We start from the raw sequence: 18,203 nt of genomic DNA, 5'->3' as shown, positions 1-18,203 counted from the left end.
GCATGTCTTTTGATCTCGCCGCGCGTCTCGCTGCCCGCCGTGCCGAACACCTCTATCGCCAACGGCCCTTGCTCCAAAGCCCTCAGGGCCCGCAAGTGGTGGTGGACGGCCAGCCGCTGTTGGCGTTCTGCAACAACGATTACCTGGGCCTGGCCAATCACCCGCAGGTGATCGAAGCCTGGCGTGCCGGTGCGTCGCGTTGGGGCGTGGGCGGTGGCGCGTCGCACTTGGTGGTCGGGCATTCCACGCCGCACCATGAACTGGAAGAGGCCCTCGCCGACCTGACCGGCCGCCCGCGCGCGCTGCTGTTTACCACCGGCTATTTGGCTAACCTCGGCGCCGTCACGGCGCTGGTGGGGCAGGGTGATACGGTGCTGGAAGACCGTCTCAACCATGCCTCGTTGCTGGATGCCGGTTTGCTCTCCGGTGCGCGGTTCAACCGCTACCTGCATAACGACGCCGCCAGCCTGGCCAAGCGCTTGGAGAAGGCCACCGGCAATACGCTGGTGGTCACCGACGGCGTATTCAGCATGGACGGCGACCTGGCCGACCTGCCCGCGCTGGCCCGTGAAGCCCGCGCCAAAGGTGCATGGTTGATGGTGGATGACGCCCATGGCTTCGGCCCGTTGGGTGCCACTGGCGCTGGTATTGTCGAGCATTTCGGCTTGAGCCAGGAAGATGTGCCGGTGCTGGTCGGCACCCTGGGCAAAGCGTTCGGCACTGCCGGTGCCTTTGTAGCGGGCAGTGAAGAGCTGATCGAAAGCCTGATCCAATTCGCCCGGCCCTATATCTACACCACCAGCCAACCGCCGGCGCTGGCCTGCGCCACCTTGAAAAGCCTGGAACTGCTGCGCACCGAGCATTGGCGACGCGAGCACCTCAATGGCCTGATCCGCCAGTTCCGCGAGGGCGCCGAGCAGCTCGGCCTGGGCTTGATGGACAGCTTTACGCCGATCCAGCCGATCTTGATCGGCGACAGTGCCAAGGCCGTACGCCTGTCGCAGATGCTGCGCGAGCGCGGCCTGATGGTTACTGCGATTCGCCCGCCCACTGTGCCTGCCGGTAGCGCGCGTTTGCGCGTGACATTGACGGCGGCCCACAGCGAGGCGCAGGTGCAGCTACTGTTAAACGCATTGGAAGCGTGTTTTCGCTTGTTAGGCGCCACGGAGCCCGACCATGCGTGATCGACTGATATTACTGCCCGGCTGGGGCCTCGGCGTGTCGCCGCTGGAGCCGTTGGCCGCCGCCTTGCGCGGCCTCGACGAGCACTTGCAGGTGCAGATCGAACCGTTGCCGGCGCTGGATTCCAGTGACTTGAATGAATGGCTCGATGAGCTCGACGCCACACTGCCGGACAACGCCTGGCTGGGTGGATGGTCCTTGGGCGGCATGCTCGCGTCAGAACTGGCGGCACGGCGCGGCGAGCGTTGCTGCGGCCTGCTGACGCTGGCGAGCAACCCATGTTTTGTTGCCCATGCCGGTTGGCCCAGCGCCATGCCGGCCGAGACGTTCGATGCGTTTCTCGCCGGTTGCCAGGCCGATTCCCAGGTCACCCTTAAACGCTTTGGCCTGCTGTGTGCCAAGGGCTCGCAGGACCCGCGCGGGCTCTCGCGTTTGTTGGTCAGTGGTGCGCCGAGTGCGCCGTCCAGCGTGTTGATGAGTGGCCTTGAGCTGCTTGCCCAGCTGGATACTCGCGAAGCCTTGCAAGCCTATCGCGGCCCGCAGTTGCATCTATTCGCCGGTATGGACGGGCTGGTGCCTGCCGAAGCCGCCAGCGACTTGCTGGCGCTGCTCCCCGATGTAGAAATCGGCCTGATTGAACAGGCCGGTCACGCTTTTCTTCTGGAAGACCCCCACGGTGTAGCGGCGGCCATCCAGGCTTTTTTGCATGAGTGCGTTGATGACTGATTTATCCCACCCATCACTGCCTGGCGGCTTGCCGGACAAGCGCCAAGTGGCGGCGTCCTTTTCCCGTGCCGCCGCCAGCTACGACAGCGTGGCCGAGTTGCAGCGCGCGGTGGGCACTGAGCTGTTGGCGCGCTTGCCGGCGGCCACCGCGCCGCAACGTTGGCTGGACCTGGGGTGTGGCACGGGGTTTTTCAGCCGCTTACTGGGCCAACGGTTACCGGCCAGCCACGGCGTGGCGCTGGATATTGCCGAGGGCATGCTCAACCATGCGCGACCTTTGGGTGGCGCCGAGCATTTCATCGCCGGTGATGCCGAACGCCTGCCGTTGCAGGGTGAGAGTTGCGGGCTGATCTTCTCCAGCCTGGCGGTGCAATGGTGCGCGGATTTCGACGCGGTGCTCAGCGAGGCTTATCGCGTGCTGCAGCCCGGTGGGGTGTTGGCGTTTGCGAGCGTGTGCGTGGGCACCCTGAATGAATTGCGTGAAAGCTGGCGCGCGGCGGACGGCCTGGTGCACGTTAATCGCTTCCGCACCTTTGAGGCGTATCAACAGCTGTGCGCCGCCAGCGGCTTGCGAGTGGTGAGCCTGGAGCGCCAGCCCCACGTGTTGCATTACCCGGATGTGCGCAGCCTGACCCACGAACTCAAAGCATTGGGCGCGCATAACCTCAACCCCGGTCGCCCAGGAGGGTTGACGGGCCGCGCGAGGATTGTTGCACTGGTGGACGCTTACGAGCAGTTCCGTCAGGCCCAGGGCCTGCCCGCCACGTATCAAGTGGTGTACGCCGTACTGGAGAAACCTTTATGAGCGCCGCTTACTTCATCACCGGCACCGACACCGATGTCGGCAAAACCACCATCGCGGCAGGCCTGTTGCATGCCGCAAGGCTCGCGGGCAAAAGCACTGCCGCCGGCAAACCGGTGGCCTCGGGTTGCCAGGTCACGCCTAAAGGTTTGCGTAACAGCGACGCCTTGGCACTGCTGGCTGAATGTTCGTTGCCGCTGAGCTATGCCGAGGTCAACCCGGTGGCGTTCGAGCCGGCCATTGCGCCGCACTTGGCGGCGCGGGAAGCGGGCGTGGCCTTGACGGTGCAATCGCTGCTCAAACCCATGCAGCAGATTCTGGCGCGGCAGGCTGACTTCACCTTGATTGAAGGCGCGGGCGGCTGGCGCGTGCCGTTGGCCGATCAAGACAACCTGTCGGACTTGGCCATGGCGCTCCAGCTGCCGGTGATCCTGGTGGTCGGCGTGCGCCTGGGCTGTATCAGCCATGCGTTGCTCACCGCCGAAGCCATTGCGCGGGACGGTTTGCCGTTGGCGGGCTGGGTGGCGAATATCATCGACCCCAAGACCTCTCGTCTGGAAGAAAACCTCGCCACCCTGGCCGAACGGTTGCCTGCGCCGTGCCTGGGTCGTGTGCCGAAACTTAAGCAGGCCAGCGCTGAAGCCGTCGCCGAGTACTTGGAATTGGACCTGCTTGACTGATTTTGGCTATCGCTAAGGCATTATGCCATTAGTGTTTTTGACGGGCGTTTTGCCGGGATGTCTGCTTCAATTCAACTTCACGATTCTCTAAAGGCAGGCTTACGCCATGGAAATCTCTGGAAGCAGCGCGTTTTATTCGGGGCTGAGCACTATTCAGGCCGGGCAGAGCCGCGTCGACCAGGCCGCCGGCAAAATCGCCAGCGCCGCGACCACCCAGCCATCGGATGCACAAAGCGACCGTCTGCAAGCTAACGACCGTGCCCAGCCGTCTAACTCGGCGAGCAACATGGTCGAAATGGCCCAAGGCAAGTTTCAAGTGGAGCTGGGCGCCAAAGTCGCCAAGGCTTCGGATGAAATGCTTGGCACCTTGATCGACACTTACGCTTAATCCCTCTCTCCAGGTATGCCGGCTCTTCTGTGGGAGCTGGTTTGTCGGGTCGCGCATCGCTGCGATGGCATCCACTCGGGCCCCCTGATACACCGCGGCGTCTGCATCGCAGGCAGGCCCGCTCCCACATTTCTCCTGCTTAGCGCTCTCGAATTTCTAAACTCCTTTTGACGTGGCATCTCGCCGCAGGCGTTGCCGTGCCTGATGTTGATCCGCGTCATGACAAATGGCATCTGGACGGTGCTTGACAACCCCAGGACGTAAACGTATGTTTCAAACACCTGTTTGACCGCCACAACACATCCACGCGGTTGTTCATCCCAGATACATCAGCAGAGGTTTATCGCTATGCCTGACTACAAGGCCCCCTTGCGTGATATTCGCTTCGTTCGTGACGAACTGCTCGGCTATGAAGCGCACTATCAGAGCCTGCCGGCTTGCCAGGACGCTACTCCGGACATGGTTGACGCCATTCTCGAAGAAGGCGCCAAGTTCTGTGAGCAAGTGCTGGCACCGTTGAACCGCGTGGGTGACATCGAAGGTTGCACCTGGAGCGAGTCAGGCGTTAAGACCCCTGCTGGTTTCAAAGAAGCCTACAAACAATTCGTTGAAGGCGGCTGGCCAAGCCTGGCCCACGACGTGGAGCACGGTGGCCAAGGCCTGCCGGAATCCCTGGGCCTGGCCGTCAGCGAAATGGTCGGTGAAGCCAACTGGTCATGGGGCATGTACCCGGGCCTGTCCCACGGTGCGATGAACACTATCTCCGAGCACGGCACCCCGGAACAGCAACACGCTTACCTGACCAAACTGGTCTCGGGTGAATGGACCGGCACCATGTGCTTGACCGAGCCCCACTGTGGCACTGACCTGGGCATGCTGCGCACCAAGGCCGAGCCTCAGGCGGACGGTTCCTACACAGTCACCGGCACCAAGATCTTCATCTCGGCCGGCGAACACGACATGGCCGATAACATCGTCCACATCGTGCTGGCCCGCCTGCCGGACGCGCCGGCCGGCACCAAAGGTATTTCGCTGTTTATCGTGCCAAAATTCCTGCCGAACGCAGACGGCTCGATCGGTGAGCGCAACGCGGTGACCTGTGGCTCCCTGGAGCACAAGATGGGCATCCACGGTAACGCCACCTGCGTGATGAACTTCGACGCGGCCACCGGTTTCCTGATCGGCCCGGCGAACAAAGGCCTGAACTGCATGTTCACCTTTATGAACACCGCTCGCCTGGGCACCGCACTGCAAGGCTTGGCCCACGCTGAAATCGGTTTCCAGGGCGGCCTGAAATATGCTCGCGATCGTCTGCAAATGCGCTCCTTGACTGGCCCGAAAGCGCCGGAAAAAGCCGCTGACCCGATCATCGTGCACCCCGACGTGCGCCGCATGCTGCTGACCATGAAAGCCTTCGCCGAAGGCAACCGTGCGATGGTGTACTTCACCGCCAAGCAAGTGGACATCGTCAAGTACGGCACCGACGATGAAGCCAAGAAGCAGGCTGACGCACTGCTGGCCTTCATGACCCCAATCGCCAAAGCGTTCATGACCGAAGTCGGTTTTGAGTCCGCTAACCACGGCGTGCAAATCTACGGCGGCCACGGCTTCATCGCCGAGTGGGGCATGGAGCAGAACGTTCGCGACAGCCGCATTTCGATGCTGTACGAAGGCACCACCGGCATACAAGCGCTGGACCTGCTCGGCCGTAAAGTGCTGATGACTCAAGGCGAAGCGCTCAAGAGCTTCACCAAGATCGTGCACAAGTTCTGCCAGGCCAACGAAGGCAACGAAGCCGTGAAGGAATTCGTCGCACCGCTGGCTGCACTGAACAAAGAGTGGGGCGAGTTGACCATGAAGGTCGGCATGGCCGCGATGAAAGACCGTGAAGAAGTCGGTGCCGCCTCGGTGGATTACCTGATGTATTCCGGCTACGCGTGCCTGGCTTACTTCTGGGCCGACATGGCGCGCCTGGCTGCCGAGAAATTGGCTGCCGGCACCAGCGAAGAGGCGTTCTACACCGCCAAACTGCAGACCGCGCGCTTCTACTTCCAGCGCATCCTGCCGCGTACCCGCACCCACGTGGCCACCATGCTGTCGGGCGCCAGCAACCTGATGGACATGAAAGAAGAAGACTTCGGCCTGGCTTACTAAGCCTCAGCTGGTTCACTAAAAAGCCGCCGCTCCTTCTGGAGCGGCGGCTTTTTTGTGGGCGTGGGCAACACGGCACTTAAGGTGTCGGGATAAAAGGCGCGCCGTCGCAATAGGTGTTGCCGGGCAAAACACTCCTGACTGCAATTGCCACGGGCGGTGATTGAAGCACTTGCCCGGCAGTATTCGGCGTCGTATAGCTGAAATACATCACGCCTCTGCCGATGATCCGCATTGTGGTCGAGTACGGTACGTTTACGGTCTGCCCCACTGTTGATGCATTGGGTGAAAGTGTTATTGGGATAGTCAGCGGGGGCGCAATCAGGGTTGAGCCATCGTCCTGCCGGCTCAGTACGCAGGTCAATATCGCCGCCGTGTTAGCCCGCAACAGAACAGAAGGTGGAAGAAATACCTCAATAAACCGGTTTGCATAGGCTGCGCTCGCAGGCAGCGGTGAGTTGCAAGTGAGGTTGCCGTTACTCAGGTTGCGCACCACCGGTGGTGCCAACTGCATCAAGGTCCAAAAGTTGAAGAAGATGTTTCTGGCAGGCCCAAAGACGGTATTCAGGCCGCTGCTGACCATGAACCTTAGCGCGGCTTGCGTATTACCGTTTGCGGTGCCTGGAAGATAGGCTTGTATTTGCGCCACGGTAACAATAAACCGTAGCGGTAACGGCTGCCCTGTGTAAGTCAAAGGCGTTGTCAGCGGGGTATTCGAACCATTGATTACCGTGACAGTATCGCCAGGTTGCAAACCGTCGGCGCTGTCCAGCCACACCTCGACCCCGCCTTGCCCGCTTTGGTTGATATCCCCCAAAGTCACCGTGTTGTCGGGCGCAATCGCTTGGAGCACGCGTGGCATGGCAATGTTCGACGGTGTGATTCGCAGCGCCACCATGATTTCAAGAATCAACGAATCCCGAGCGCGGTTGCCGGCCCGGTCCAGAAGGCGGTAAGTCAGTTGCCGCATGCCGTTGCCACGAGCGCGAATAACTGACGCTGGAACAGGTAGGTAGCGAACCGCCGGATAGTCGGGCAAGTTGACCACAATGTTAGGTGCCAGGTTGTAAGACACCTCCATATGGCTGTCGGTGCTGCCATAGTAAGGGACGTACCTCAGCCCTGTTTCGGCGTTTGTCACCGGGTGTTCAGGAATCCGGAACATGACGGGATCATTGTTGGCCAAATACTCGTCTGTAATCGGCCCGGTCAGGTTCGCGGGCAGCAGTGGGCGCGGCGCGGTGATGACCTCGTAACCAAACGGTGGGGTTTTGTGCACCCGTAGGGGAGTGCTGGCGGTCGCGCGCAGAACGTTGTCACCATCGTCCACGATATAGGTGAGTCGATACTCGCCTTCATTGCCCACCATGCGGCGCGGCACTTCTATATTGATATCCCCTGTGGGGAAAGTCGGAAATCGCTGGTAGGCCACCGCTTGGTATTCACCCGGCGGGGGAGATTCAATGAACACCATGATTCGGCACTGAGCCCCGGCAGGCCCGGGTTGCGGCAGCGCCGGGATTTGAACTTTCAAGTCACTTGCCGCCGCCCGCAAGGGGATCAAGCCGTCGGTATTGGGGATCGCGTCCACTACGATCAGCGGCGGCAGCCTGAGTATTGCGTTACGAATCAAGAACAGTGAGCCGGTGCGCACTTGTTCGGTGACTAAGTTATCCATGGCGGTTACTCCCATTGCGTGTAAGGACACTCCCTTGTCCCGAATACCCACTGGGGAAAATTGAGTGGACCGCGCAAGTAAGCACGCCACAGCCAACGATGGATACTGTCATAAATGACAGGTTGAGATGGCTCACGCATTGCGCGGGCTTCTTGCTGTATTCATAGCGGTGATAAAAAACCGCAGCGTGACACTCAGGGATTAGGCTGATCGGCCGTTACAGTGATGGCAATGTGATACAGGTCACATTGAATGTGCTTAACTGTGAGCAGTGAAGGCACTGCGCCATCTTTTTAAGTGGGTCGGAGCTTTACCCTTGTCGCGCGCGTCTGCTGTACGTTTCAGTCATTTTTTACCCTCACTGCTGTTGCTATTGGCGGGGCTCTCGGCTGCGTACGTGAAGGACCTCAACGTATTCTTCACTTCGCTATTCAACGTACTGCCAACCTTGGTGTTGCTGCTCGGTGGTGCGTATTGCGCGGTGTATCGGCGCCAGCGTGAGCTGTTTTTGATGATCACGGTGTACGTCGTCTACTTCCTGCTGGATACCCAGACCGATTACTACCGCGACAACGGTCGCGTGCGAGAAGATGCGGCGGTGGTTTTCCACCTGTGTTGCCTGCTGTTGCCGCTACTGTTCAGCATCTATGCGTTGTGGCAGGAAAAAACCCACCTGTTCCGCGATTTCGTGGCCCGCTGCGCGGTGCTCTTCGCGGTCGGCTGCGTGGCCCTGGCGCTTGAGCAAAGTTTTCCACAGGCCTTGTTGAACTGGCTGGCGGAGATTCGCTGGCCGCTCTTGCACGGCAGTTGGATGAGCCTGATCCAGCTGTCGTACCCGATGTTCCTGATTGGTTTTGTCACCCTGGCGGCGCAGTACTGGTATCAGCCACGGCCCTTGCACGCCGCGCAACTGGTCGGTTTGCTAGGGTTGTTCTGGATGTTGCCGCAAACCTTCATCCTGCCGTTCACCCTGAACATCATGTGCAGCCAAGTGATGCTGATGATTGCGGCTGGCGTGGCGCATGAGGCCTATCAAATGGCCTTTCGCGATGAGCTGACCGGCTTGCCAGGCCGCCGTGCCCTCAACGAGCGTATGCAGCGGTTGGGGCGCAACTATGTGCTGGCGATGAGTGACGTCGACCACTTCAAACGCTTTAACGACACCCACGGCCATGACGTCGGCGACCAAGTACTGCGCCTGGTCGCCAGCAAGCTGTCGAAGGTCAATGGCGGTGGGCGCGCCTACCGGTATGGCGGTGAAGAGTTCGCCGTGGTGTTTGCCGGCAAGACCTTGGATGAATGCATGCCGCACTTGGAAGAGATCCGCGAGATCATCGCCAACTACGATATCAAGCTGCGCAACCCGGACCGTCCCCATGACGACCAGCAAGGCCGCCAACGCCGAGCAGGCAGTGGCGCGTCGAGTGTGTCGGTGACGGTCAGCATCGGCGTGGCCGAGCGCCAGGTCGAGCAACGCACCCCGGAAGAAGTCCTCAAGTCCGCCGACCAGGCGCTCTACACCGCCAAGGGGGCCGGGCGTAACTGCGTGGTCGCGGCCGGGCAAACCCGGCGTGGCGCGGTGCGTATGGAAAGCGCTGTCGGTTGAGTGATGGCGATGTATTCAGCGGTTCTACAGTGATTGTTTGCGGCGGTGGCCAGCAGTAGGTTGAAACCATCTGCTGCCGGAGACATCGCCATGCCTGAGTACAAAGCTCCCCTGCGCGACATGCGCTTTTTGATCGACAACGTGTTTGATTTTCACGGCCACTACGCTGCCCTGGGCGCGACGGACGCCAGCCCGGATATGGTCAGTGCGATCCTCGAAGAAGGCGCCAAGTTCTGCGAAAACGTACTCGCACCGCTCAACCGTAGCGGCGATGAAGAAGGCTGCCATTTCGACAACGGCGTGGTCACCACGCCCAAGGGTTTCAAGGAAGCCTTCGCGCAATACGTGGAAGGCGGCTGGCACGGCCTGGCAGCGGACCCGGCTCACGGCGGCCAGGGCTTGCCACAGTCGCTGGGCCTGGTGCTGAGCGAAATGATCGGCTCCAGCAACACCTCCTGGGGCATGTACCCGGGGCTGACCCACGGCGCCATGACGGCAATCCACGCCCACGGCACTGAAGAACAAAAAGCCACCTACCTGAGTAAACTCACCGCCGGCGAATGGACCGGCACCATGTGCCTGACCGAAGCCCACTGCGGCACTGACCTGGGCCTGATCAAGACCCGCGCCGTGCCCCAGTCGGATGGCAGTTACGCGGTCACCGGCAGCAAGATCTTCATCTCGGCCGGCGAGCACGACCTGAGCGCCAACATCATCCATCTGGTGCTGGCCAAGCTGCCGGAGGCGCCGGCCGGCACCAAAGGCATCTCGTTGTTTATCGTGCCCAAGTTCCATGCCGATTCGGGGGAGCGTAACGCGGTGCACTGTGGCTCCATCGAGCACAAGATGGGTATCAAGGCCTCGGCCACCTGCGTGCTGAATTTCGACGGTGCCAAGGGGTTTCTGATTGGCGAGGCGAATAAAGGCCTCAATTGCATGTTCACCATGATGAACCACGCGCGCCTGGGCACCGGTATGCAGGGCCTGTGCTCTGGCGAAGCGAGCTTCCAAGGCGCGATCAAATATGCCAACGACCGCCTGCAAATGCGCTCGCTGACCGGCGCCAAGGCCCCGGAAAAAGCCGCCGACCCCATCATCGTGCACGCCGATGTGCGGCGCATGTTGCTGACCATGAAAGCCTTCAACGAGGGCAACCGCGCGCTGACCTATTTCACCGCGCAACTGCTCGACACCGCGCACCTGAGCAGCGACGCCGCCCAGCGCCAGGACGCTGAAGACCTGTTGGCGTTTCTCACGCCCATCTGCAAAGCCTTTATGACTGACACTGGGCTTGAGGTGACCAACCACGGCATGCAGGTATTCGGCGGCCACGGCTACATTCGCGAATGGGGCATGGAACAGCTGGCCCGCGATGCCCGGATTGCGCCGATCTATGAAGGCACCAACGGCATTCAGGCCCTCGACTTGCTGGGGCGCAAAGTACTCGGCAGCCAAGGCAAGCTGTTGCGCGGCTTCACCAAGATTGTGCATAAGTTCTGCGCGGCCAATGCCGAGCATCCGCAGCTCAAGGCGCAGGTGGAGCAGCTCAATCAACTGAACCAGCAGTGGGGCGAGTTGACGGTCAAGGTCGGCATGGCCGCCATGAAGAACCCGGATGAAGTAGGCGCGGCGGCGGTGGATTACTTGATGTACAGCGGTTACATCATCCTCGCCTACCTGTGGTTGCGCATGGCGATAGCGGCTCAGGCACAAGACGACGTTGAGTTTGCCAAGGCCAAACTGGCGACCTGCGACTTTTACTTCAAGCGTTTGCTGCCGCGTACGGCCACGCACCGGGCCGCAGTGGAGGCGGGCAGTGAATGCCTGATGAGCTTACCTGCTCAATTGTTTGCACTGTAGGCGCTAGATTCTCCAGGGTTTAACTGTGGGAACGGGCTTGCTCGCGAGTGCGATGTGTCAGAAACAAATTAGGTGACTGACACGCCGCTTTCGCGGGCAAGCCCGCTCCCACATTAGAACCATGCGTGACTTATAAAAACCTAATAGTCACGAAAGGACCCTATGTGTTTGAAAAGTTGTTCGGGTACACTCGGAGCTTGTAAAACCGACCCTATCGAATCACTTTTCACGTTCTCACGAGGTTTGCCATGGCTGATTACAAAGCGCCGCTGCGGGATATGCGTTTCGTCCTCAACGAAGTTTTTGAGGTCGCCACGACTTGGGCCCAATTGCCGGCATTGGCAGACACCGTGGATGCCGAAACCGTCGAGGCGATCCTCGAGGAGGCCGGCAAGGTCACCGCCAAATCCATCGCCCCGCTCAGCCGTAGCGGCGATGAGCAAGGCTGCCGTTGGGCGGATACCGTGGTCAGCACGCCGGATGGTTTCCCCCAGGCCTACAAAACCTACGCCGAAGGTGGCTGGGTAGGTGTTGGTGGTGATCCGATCTTTGGCGGCATGGGCATGCCCAAGGCGGTGTCGGCCCAGGTCGAAGAGATGATCAATTCGTCGAGCCTGGCGTTCGGCCTGTACCCGATGCTGACCTCCGGCGCCTGCGTGTCGATCAATACCCACGCCAGTGAGGAACTCAAGGCCACCTACCTGCCGAAGATGTATTCCGGTGAGTGGGCCGGCTCCATGTGCTTGACCGAAGCGCACGCCGGGACCGACCTGGGAATTATCCGCACCAAGGCTGAGCCTCAGGCGGACGGCTCCTATAAGGTCAGCGGCACCAAGATCTTTATCACCGGTGGCGAACACGACCTTACCGAAAACATCATCCACCTGGTGCTGGCCAAGTTGCCGGATGCGCCAGCCGGGCCCAAGGGCATTTCGCTGTTCCTGGTGCCGAAGTTCATGGTCAATGCCGACGGCAGCCTGGGCGCGCGTAACCCGGTGAGCTGTGGTTCCATCGAACACAAGATGGGCATCCAGGCGTCCGCGACCTGCGTGATGAACTTCGACGAAGCCGTGGGTTATCTGGTGGGCGAGCCGAACCGTGGGTTGGCGGCGATGTTCACCATGATGAACTACGAGCGTTTGGGGGTGGGTATCCAAGGCTTGGCATCGGGCGAGCGCTCTTATCAGAACGCGATTGAGTACGCCCGTGACCGTCTGCAAAGCCGTTCGCCGACCGGCGCGCAGGCCAAGGACAAAGTGGCTGACCCGATCATCGTCCACCCCGACGTGCGCCGCATGTTGCTGACCATGAAAGCCTCGAACGAAGGCGGTCGGGCGTTCTCCACCTATGTGGCCACGCAGTTGGACATCGCCAAGTTCAGTGAAGATGCCGTCGCCCGCGAGCGTGCCGACAACCTGGTGGCGCTGTTGACGCCTGTTGCCAAGGCCTTCCTCAGTGACCTCGGCCTGGAAACCACCGTGCTCGGCCAGCAAATCTTTGGCGGCCACGGTTACATTCGCGAGTGGGGCCAGGAGCAGCTTGTTCGGGATGTGCGCATCACCCAGATCTACGAAGGCACCAACGGCATCCAGGCTCTGGACTTGATGGGGCGCAAGATTGTCGGCAGCGGCGGTGCGTTCTACACCCTGTTCGCTGATGAGATCCGCCAGTTCATCGCCACGGCGGGCGCCGAACTGGGTGAATTCACCCGTCCGCTCAGCGCGGCGGTGGACAACCTGGATGAATTGACCGCCTGGGTGCTGGACCGCGCCAAGGCCAACCCGAATGAAATCGGCGCGGCCTCGGTGGAGTACCTGCACGCCTTTGGCTACATGGCTTATGGCTATATGTGGGCACGCATGGCCAAGGCCGCGTGGGGCAAAGAGGCTGAGGAAGACTTCTACGCCAGCAAACTGGGCACCGCGCGCTTCTACTTTGCCCGCTTGCTGCCGCGTATCCAGTCGCTGAGTGCGTCGGTAAAAGCCGGTAGCGAATCGTTATTTTTGCTGGATGAAGCACTGTTTTAAGGGCTTGGAGGGCGTGTAAGCATTCTCTTACATGACGTGCTGCTATTCGTCCTCTATCGCCAAATTGGATCCACGGATAATCTACTTCACATGGACGTCGCGCAGGAAGCGCAAAGCAACAACAGGGACACGTAGGATTCTGCCAGGATGGCGGAGTGAAATGGATGTCAGGGAAACAGTCTGCAAAGCCCCGCTTCGGCGGGGTTTTCTTTTGCCTGCGAAAAAGTCAGGCAGGCGCCTGCGGCGCGTTCATCACGTCTTCCAGCAAGGTGCGCAGCAACGCCACCGTCGCTTGCTGGCGCTGCACATCGCGGCACACCAAACCCACTTTCAGCGGCACCCTCGGCTCACTCAAAGGCTTCCACAGCAGCGCCTTGCTGTTGTGCTCATCCTGGGAGCGCCCCGGCAGCACTGTTGCCAGTTTGGTGTGGGGCAGGCTGTCGAGTATCCCAATCATCGTATTGAGCTCCGCCTGCACTTGCGGCCGCCGGCCCAGGTTAGAGAGTTGGCCCTGCCAGATCTGCCGCACCTGAAACTCTTCACCCAACAGCAACATCGGCAATTCGGCTGCCTGTTTCAGTGAGACTTTCTTGAACTCGCGCAGGGGATGGTCTTCGGGTATCACCACCTTCAACTCATCTTCATACAACAGCACACCGTGCAGCCCCGGCTGGCGTGGCGGCAGGTAGCTGATGCCGATGTCCAACGAGCCGTTAAGCAGCCGCCGTTCGATCTCAAGCCCGGTCAATTCGTAGATCTGCACCACCAAATGCGGCTGAGCCTTGCGCACGCGCTCGAGCATTTGCGGGACCAGGCTGGTGTGCACGGTTTGCAGCACGCCGATGGCCAGGGTGCGCATCGCCTGGCCCTTGAAGTTGCGCAAGGCTTCGACGGCTTGTTGCATGCCATCAATCAGCGGCAACGCGTGGTTGTACAAGGTATGCGCGGCCAGCGTCGGCAGCAGGCGCTTGCTGCTGCGCTCGAACAGGCTCACATCCAGGTTCTGCTCCAGCTGGCGAATCTGTTGCGACAGAGCTGGTTGAGAGATCGAAAGACGCTCCGCAGCCCGGCCCACGTGGCCTTCCTCATACACCGCGACGAAATAACGCAGTTGCTTGAAATCCATAAGACTTACTTATCGAAAAAGCTGGAAAATCGAAATGGCCGATGGCCCCTGAGACGCCTAGTCTAGCGCCTATTCGCAAGGCTTACAGGGCCGGATCTGGCAATGAACAGCGTATTTGTTGATAGCGTTTACATAGGCAAGGCAAAACACCTCAAGGCGGTTTTTCGAGGCGACATCGACCAAGGTCAGGTTGCCATCGGGGCCAACCTATGAACCTGTTCAATATCCGTCGCCCCGCGCCAAGCCTGGATGACCTGATCCTGGATACCCCGCGTGATCATCTCTGTGGTGAATGTCTAATGCCGACGGTGGCGCGAGCGCCTCAAGTCTTCGTGCGTGGCCAGGGTTCCTGGCTCTGGGACAGTGGCGACCGCGCCTACCTGGACTTCAGCCAGGGCAGCGCCGCCAACAGCCTCGGCCACAGCCCGCAGGTATTGATCAAGGCCTTGGCCGATCAAGCTCACGCGTTGATCAACCCCGGTAGCGGCCTGTACAACCGCGCGCAACTCAACCTCATCGACCAGCTCTGCCAGCGCACCGGTAGCGGCCAGGCTTACCTGCTCAACAGCGGCTCGGAAGCGTGCGAAGCCGCGATTAAGTTGGCGCGCAAATGGGGCCAGCTGCATCGTGGGGGGGCTCATCGCATTATTACCGCCAGTAACGGCCGCCATGGCCGCAGTTTTGCGGCGATGGCGGCCTCGGCAGGCGGCTGCGAAAACCGCTTCGAGCCGCAGTTGCCTGGCTTCAGCCACGTACCTTTCAACGACCTGCCAGCCCTGCACGCTGCGGTCGATGCGCAGACCGTCGCGATCATGCTGGAGCCTATCCAGGGCGACGCCGGCGTCATCCCTGCAACCGAGCACTACCTCAAAGGCGTCGAACGGCTGTGTCGCGAGCTGGGCATTTTGCTGATCCTCGATGAAGTGCAAACCGGCATTGGCCGTTGCGGCACTTTGCTTGCGCAGCAGCAGTACGGCGTACGAGCCGACATCATCACCCTTGGCAAAGGCTTGGGCGGCGGCGTGCCATTGGCGGCGCTGCTGGCGCGAGGCAAGGCCTGTTGCTTCGACGTGGGCGAGCTGGATGGTACCCATCATGGCAATGCGTTGATGGCATCGGCCGGGGTGGCGGTACTCGATACGGTGCTGGAGCACGGCTTCCTGGAACAAGTCCGTGAGTCCGGCGTTTACCTTGGCGAAGGCCTCGCTCGACTGGCCTATCGCTACGACCACGGCCAGTTGCGCGGCCATGGCCTGATGTGGGGCCTGACGTTGTCGGATGATTCTGCAGATGCCGTGGTAAAGGCAGCACTGCACGAAGGCCTGATTCTCAACGCCCCGCAGCCCAATTGCCTGCGCTTCACGCCTGCCTTGACGGTGAGCAAAAGCAACATCGACGAAATGCTCCAGCGCCTGGCCCGCGCCTTCTCCCGCGTGCGCACCGCACAGCTGCAATGCCGCAAGGGCATCGCCGTTTAACCCCCCATTCCAGAACCGTCTCGCGGCATACGCGGCGCCTCCAGCTTGATTCTTTTGGCTGGGGGCGTTTTTTTGTCTGCTCATTTCAGGATGGCCCAGTGCCAGATCTCACTGAACCCTTACGAACGCCCAAGGTCGATTAGCTACACGGCTCACACGAGCCGATTTTCTGGAGCTGACCCATGGATATCATTCGTATCATCATCGCCATTCTGCTGCCGCCACTGGGTGTGTTCTTGCAAGTGGGTTTCGCCGGCGCGTTCTGGCTGAACATTTTGCTGACCTTGTGCGGTTACTTCCCAGGCATCATTCACGCCGTGTACATCATCGCCAAACGCTAAAACCCTCAGCCTTTTGCGATGAGTCGTGAGTTGCGCTCGTTGCGAAAGGCCAGTTGCTCGATGGTCTGAGTGGCGTGTTCGGCCTCTTCCCGCGCTTGCAGGATGATGCCGTGCTGCTCGGACTTGCTGCACACCGGGTCGGCATTGCTCGCGTCGCCCGTGAGCATGAACGCCTGGCAACGGCAGCCGCCAAAGTCCTTTTCCTTCTCGTCGCATGAACGGCACGGCTCGGGCATCCAGTCGTAGCCGCGAAAGCGGTTGAAGCCAAACGAGTCGTACCAGATGTGCTGCATGCTGTGGTCGCGCACATTCGGAAATTGCACCGGCATCTGTCGGGCGCCGTGGCAGGGCAGGGCGGTGCCGTCCGGCGTGACGGTCAGAAAAATACTGCCCCAGCCGTTCATACAGGCTTTGGGGCGCTCTTCGTAGTAATCCGGCGTGACGAAGATCAGCTTGCACGGGTGGCCTTCGGCTTCCAGCTTGGCGCGGTACTCGTTGGTGATGCGCTCGGCACGCACCAGTTGTTCTTTTGTCGGCAATAACCCCACACGATTGAGCTGCGCCCAGCCATAGAACTGGCAAGTGGCAAGCTCGACGAAGTCTGCTTCCAGCGCGATGCACAGTTCGATGATGCGGTCGATCTTGTCGATATTGTGCCGATGGGTGACAAAGTTCAGCACCATCGGATAGCCATGCGCTTTCACCGCGCGGGCCATTTCGAGCTTTTGCGCGAAGGCTTTTTTCGACCCGGCCAACAGGTTGTTTACCTGTTCATCACTGGCCTGGAAGCTGATCTGAATGTGATCCAGCCCAGCCTTCTTGAAGTCGCTGATCTTCTGCTCGGTCAGGCCAATGCCGGAAGTGATCAGGTTGGTATAGAACCCCAGCTTGCGCGCCTCGGCGATCAGCTCGGCAAGGTCCTGGCGCACCAGCGGTTCACCGCCGGAAAAGCCCAACTGTGCGGCACCCATCTCCCGCGCTTCACGAAATACCTTGATCCATTGCTCGGTGCTCAGCTCCTTGCCTTGCTCGGCAAAATCCAGCGGATTAGAGCAATACGGGCATTGCAACGGGCAGCGATAAGTCAGCTCGGCGAGCAGCCACAGCGGCAGGCCAACAGGTGGCTTTTCAGGCAAGGGTGATCCAGTGCTCAGCACGGGCGACCTCCATGAAATCCTCGATGTCTTTGCCGAGCTCAGGCACGCCGGGGAATTGTTTATCCAGCTCGGTGATGATGGCGGCGACGTCGCGCTCGCCGTCGATCAAACCACCGATCAGCGCGGCGCTGTCGTTGAGCTTGATCATGCCTTCGGGGTAGAGCAACACGTGGCCTTTTTGCGCCGGCTCGTACTGGTAGCGATAGCCCTGGCGCCAGGTCGGTGTTCTGCTGCGATCAAAGCTCATAGGGCGATCCCTTTATGCCACACCCGCTGCGTGGTCACGCTGTGATAAGGCGGGCGGTTCAGTTCGTAGGCCATGCTCATGGCATCCAGCATGCTCCACAAAATGTCCAGTTTGAACTGGAGAATTTCCAGCATGCGCTCCTGGCCCTCGCGGGTGGTGTAGTGCTGCAGCGTGATCGCCAGCCCGTGTTCCACGTCGCGCCGGGCTTGGCCCAGGCGGGTGCGGAAGTATTCATAGCCGGTGGGGTCGATCCACGGGTAGTGCTGCGGCCAGCTGTCGAGGCGCGACTGGTGGATCTGCGGCGCAAACAGCTCGGTCAGCGAGCTGCTGGCGGCTTCCTGCCAGCTGGCGCGGCGGGCAAAGTTGACGTAGGCATCCACCGCAAAGCGCACGCCGGGCAGCACCAGTTCCTGGGAGCGCAGTTGGTCCGGGTCGAGGCCGACCGCTTGGCCCAGCCGCAGCCAGGCTTCGGTGCCGCCGTCTTCACCGGGGGCGCCATCATGGTCGAGCAGGCGCTGGATCCACTCGCGGCGGATCTCGCGGTCCGGGCAATTGGCCAGAATCGCGGCGTCCTTCAGTGGGATGTTCACTTGATAGTAGAAGCGGTTGGCGACCCAACCCTGGATCTGCTCGCGGGTGGCGCTGCCTTCATACATCGCCACGTGGTACGGGTGATGAATATGATAGAAGGCGCCTTTGGCCCGCAAGGCATGCTCGAACTCGGCGGGCGTCAGCGGTGTGTCAGTCATGTGGT

General features: G+C 60.6%; 16 protein-coding genes. 11 read left to right on the top strand and 5 right to left on the bottom strand.

What is annotated here, in order from left to right; genetic code table 11:
* Positions 1–2 precede the first annotated feature (2 nt).
* The 6 genes from bioF (at position 3) to ACI77I_RS00130 (ending at position 5,932) form a co-directional block, all read left to right on the top strand.
* Complete coding sequence (gene bioF / locus ACI77I_RS00155) at positions 3–1,184, top strand: 8-amino-7-oxononanoate synthase (RefSeq protein WP_406996757.1); 1,182 nt, start codon at positions 3–5, stop codon at positions 1,182–1,184.
* Positions 1,177–1,908, top strand: coding sequence for an alpha/beta fold hydrolase (locus tag ACI77I_RS00150; RefSeq protein WP_094949479.1), 732 nt, complete (start codon positions 1,177–1,179; stop codon positions 1,906–1,908). The genes bioF and ACI77I_RS00150 overlap by 8 nt, the downstream gene beginning before the upstream one ends.
* Positions 1,901–2,713, top strand: coding sequence for a malonyl-ACP O-methyltransferase BioC (gene bioC, locus ACI77I_RS00145; protein ID WP_406996756.1), 813 nt, complete (start codon positions 1,901–1,903; stop codon positions 2,711–2,713). The genes ACI77I_RS00150 and bioC overlap by 8 nt, the downstream gene beginning before the upstream one ends.
* Complete coding sequence (gene bioD / locus ACI77I_RS00140; RefSeq protein WP_094949477.1) at positions 2,710–3,390, top strand: dethiobiotin synthase; 681 nt, start codon at positions 2,710–2,712, stop codon at positions 3,388–3,390. The genes bioC and bioD overlap by 4 nt, the downstream gene beginning before the upstream one ends.
* Positions 3,391–3,496: 106 nt before the next feature.
* Positions 3,497–3,778: a pyrroloquinoline quinone biosynthesis protein PqqE gene (locus tag ACI77I_RS00135; protein ID WP_094949476.1), complete on the top strand. Its 282-nt coding sequence runs from the start codon at positions 3,497–3,499 to the stop codon at positions 3,776–3,778.
* Positions 3,779–4,126: 348 nt separating this feature from the next.
* On the top strand, positions 4,127–5,932 hold the full coding sequence (locus ACI77I_RS00130; RefSeq protein WP_406996755.1) for a phenylacyl-CoA dehydrogenase: 1,806 nt from the start codon (positions 4,127–4,129) through the stop codon (positions 5,930–5,932).
* Between the two features lie 76 nt (positions 5,933–6,008).
* Here ACI77I_RS00130 and ACI77I_RS00125 read toward each other — a convergent pair whose 3' ends face one another.
* A complete protein-coding gene (locus tag ACI77I_RS00125) occupies positions 6,009–7,607 on the bottom strand; it encodes a hypothetical protein (RefSeq protein WP_242153045.1) in 1,599 nt (532 codons plus the stop codon).
* A 316-nt stretch (positions 7,608–7,923) separates the two neighbouring features.
* On the opposite strand from ACI77I_RS00125, the gene ACI77I_RS00120 reads away from it, so the two are divergent.
* The 3 genes from ACI77I_RS00120 (at position 7,924) to ACI77I_RS00110 (ending at position 13,100) form a co-directional block, all read left to right on the top strand.
* On the top strand, positions 7,924–9,213 hold the full coding sequence (locus ACI77I_RS00120) for a diguanylate cyclase (RefSeq protein WP_094949473.1): 1,290 nt from the start codon (positions 7,924–7,926) through the stop codon (positions 9,211–9,213).
* A 90-nt stretch (positions 9,214–9,303) separates the two neighbouring features.
* Positions 9,304–11,073 carry an acyl-CoA dehydrogenase C-terminal domain-containing protein gene (locus ACI77I_RS00115; protein WP_406996754.1) on the top strand — a complete coding sequence of 590 codons (1,770 nt, stop codon included), beginning with the start codon at positions 9,304–9,306 and terminating at the stop codon, positions 11,071–11,073.
* Between the two features lie 248 nt (positions 11,074–11,321).
* The gene (locus tag ACI77I_RS00110; protein WP_406996753.1) at positions 11,322–13,100 is read left to right on the top strand and encodes an acyl-CoA dehydrogenase C-terminal domain-containing protein; all 1,779 of its coding nucleotides are present in this window, start codon (positions 11,322–11,324) and stop codon (positions 13,098–13,100) included.
* 226 nt (positions 13,101–13,326) lie between these two features.
* Here ACI77I_RS00110 and ACI77I_RS00105 read toward each other — a convergent pair whose 3' ends face one another.
* Complete coding sequence (locus ACI77I_RS00105) at positions 13,327–14,226, bottom strand: LysR family transcriptional regulator (protein WP_094949470.1); 900 nt, start codon at positions 14,224–14,226, stop codon at positions 13,327–13,329.
* A 209-nt stretch (positions 14,227–14,435) separates the two neighbouring features.
* Between ACI77I_RS00105 and ACI77I_RS00100 the strand changes: the two genes are divergently transcribed.
* Entirely contained in the window at positions 14,436–15,704 is a 1,269-nt protein-coding gene (locus tag ACI77I_RS00100; protein ID WP_406996752.1) for an aspartate aminotransferase family protein, read from the top strand.
* A gap of 182 nt (positions 15,705–15,886) precedes the next feature.
* Positions 15,887–16,045, top strand: coding sequence for a YqaE/Pmp3 family membrane protein (locus ACI77I_RS00095; RefSeq protein ID WP_010207008.1), 159 nt, complete (start codon positions 15,887–15,889; stop codon positions 16,043–16,045).
* Between the two features lie 5 nt (positions 16,046–16,050).
* On the opposite strand, the gene pqqE is transcribed toward ACI77I_RS00095, so the two are convergent.
* The 3 genes from pqqE to pqqC are packed head-to-tail and all read right to left on the bottom strand — an operon-like array spanning position 16,051 to position 18,198.
* The gene (pqqE, locus tag ACI77I_RS00090) at positions 16,051–17,181 is read right to left on the bottom strand and encodes a pyrroloquinoline quinone biosynthesis protein PqqE (RefSeq protein ID WP_053258335.1); all 1,131 of its coding nucleotides are present in this window, start codon (positions 17,179–17,181) and stop codon (positions 16,051–16,053) included.
* Positions 17,174–17,449, bottom strand: coding sequence for a pyrroloquinoline quinone biosynthesis peptide chaperone PqqD (gene pqqD / locus ACI77I_RS00085; protein ID WP_094949468.1), 276 nt, complete (start codon positions 17,447–17,449; stop codon positions 17,174–17,176). The genes pqqE and pqqD overlap by 8 nt, the downstream gene beginning before the upstream one ends.
* Positions 17,446–18,198 carry a pyrroloquinoline-quinone synthase PqqC gene (gene pqqC / locus ACI77I_RS00080; RefSeq protein WP_406996751.1) on the bottom strand — a complete coding sequence of 251 codons (753 nt, stop codon included), beginning with the start codon at positions 18,196–18,198 and terminating at the stop codon, positions 17,446–17,448. The genes pqqD and pqqC overlap by 4 nt, the downstream gene beginning before the upstream one ends.
* Positions 18,199–18,203 lie beyond the last annotated feature (5 nt).

It is taken from the genome of Pseudomonas sp. D47 (genome assembly GCF_045447305.1).
Classification (GTDB): domain Bacteria; phylum Pseudomonadota; class Gammaproteobacteria; order Pseudomonadales; family Pseudomonadaceae; genus Aquipseudomonas.
The sequence above is the reverse complement of the archived record's forward strand: the minus strand, read 5'-3'. Positions and strand labels throughout refer to the sequence as shown.

Bases quoted from the DNA above. Each gene is read 5' to 3' on its own strand.
- bioF (WP_406996757.1), top strand. From the start codon at position 3: ATGTCTTTTGATCTCGCCGCGCGTCTCGCTGCCCGCCGTGCCGAACAC.
- ACI77I_RS00150 (WP_094949479.1), top strand. From the start codon at position 1,177: ATGCGTGATCGACTGATATTACTGCCCGGCTGGGGCCTCGGCGTGTCG.
- bioC (WP_406996756.1), top strand. From the start codon at position 1,901: ATGACTGATTTATCCCACCCATCACTGCCTGGCGGCTTGCCGGACAAG.
- bioD (WP_094949477.1), top strand. From the start codon at position 2,710: ATGAGCGCCGCTTACTTCATCACCGGCACCGACACCGATGTCGGCAAA.
- ACI77I_RS00135 (WP_094949476.1), top strand. From the start codon at position 3,497: ATGGAAATCTCTGGAAGCAGCGCGTTTTATTCGGGGCTGAGCACTATT.
- ACI77I_RS00130 (WP_406996755.1), top strand. From the start codon at position 4,127: ATGCCTGACTACAAGGCCCCCTTGCGTGATATTCGCTTCGTTCGTGAC.
- ACI77I_RS00125 (WP_242153045.1), bottom strand. From the start codon at position 7,607: ATGGATAACTTAGTCACCGAACAAGTGCGCACCGGCTCACTGTTCTTG.
- ACI77I_RS00115 (WP_406996754.1), top strand. From the start codon at position 9,304: ATGCCTGAGTACAAAGCTCCCCTGCGCGACATGCGCTTTTTGATCGAC.
- ACI77I_RS00110 (WP_406996753.1), top strand. From the start codon at position 11,322: ATGGCTGATTACAAAGCGCCGCTGCGGGATATGCGTTTCGTCCTCAAC.
- ACI77I_RS00105 (WP_094949470.1), bottom strand. From the start codon at position 14,226: ATGGATTTCAAGCAACTGCGTTATTTCGTCGCGGTGTATGAGGAAGGC.
- ACI77I_RS00100 (WP_406996752.1), top strand. From the start codon at position 14,436: ATGAACCTGTTCAATATCCGTCGCCCCGCGCCAAGCCTGGATGACCTG.
- ACI77I_RS00095 (WP_010207008.1), top strand. From the start codon at position 15,887: ATGGATATCATTCGTATCATCATCGCCATTCTGCTGCCGCCACTGGGT.
- pqqD (WP_094949468.1), bottom strand. From the start codon at position 17,449: ATGAGCTTTGATCGCAGCAGAACACCGACCTGGCGCCAGGGCTATCGC.
- pqqC (WP_406996751.1), bottom strand. From the start codon at position 18,198: ATGACTGACACACCGCTGACGCCCGCCGAGTTCGAGCATGCCTTGCGG.